The organism is Kistimonas scapharcae (genome assembly GCF_039540975.1).
GTDB classification, from domain to species: domain Bacteria; phylum Pseudomonadota; class Gammaproteobacteria; order Pseudomonadales; family Endozoicomonadaceae; genus Kistimonas; species Kistimonas scapharcae.
In genome coordinates, this window is record NZ_BAABFL010000151.1 from 1 (window position 1) to 594 (window position 594).

The 594-nt window shown below is 53.2% G+C and carries 1 protein-coding gene; it reads right to left on the reverse strand.

Translation table 11 applies throughout. From position 1 onward, the window contains the following. A partial coding sequence (locus tag ABD892_RS10115; protein ID WP_345195501.1) for a hypothetical protein occupies nucleotides 1-578 on the reverse strand: 578 nt, incomplete at its 3' end. Between the last annotated feature and the right edge of the window lie 16 nt (nucleotides 579-594).

The window sequence follows — 594 nt, forward strand, 5'->3', positions numbered from 1 at the left end:
TAAACGTCACCGGCAGCATCAGCAAAATAAAGGCTGTCGGAACTGGAATCGAAGTAGGCGGCTATGGGATCGAAGTCGAGTGTCGTTAAAGTCGCAGTCTCGCCACGAAGGTCGTAAACAAAACCTTTGCCTGAATCGGTACGAGCGATGTATTTCCCTTCATACTGCCATGCCCTGATTGTCTCGGGCTGGAAATCAGACCACTCGTGTTTTGTTACAAATGATTCAGTAGTGAGGGTCGCAGTATTGGCCTGCCCCACTACCAGACCATCAGGGCTGGCGTAGATACAGTAATCCCCCATATCGACCATAGAATCACGGCTGACACATGCCTGATTGCTTTCGATAGGCACCATCACCATTGCTGCCGGTGTCGAACCCTGCAACAAATAAGGCTTGTCATCGGTTGCTACAAACAAGCCCCCCGATACTGGCGAGATAGCCACAATGTTCCCCTGCGGCACCGGATACTGATAGTCCAACGGCCAGGCGTAAGGAACCCGAGGCTCTGACAGACGAACCGTGTTGCCGGTAAACCCGGCAAGCACCAGCCCCGGCAAAGGACAAAGGCCCTGCAACGGACCATCCGGATAA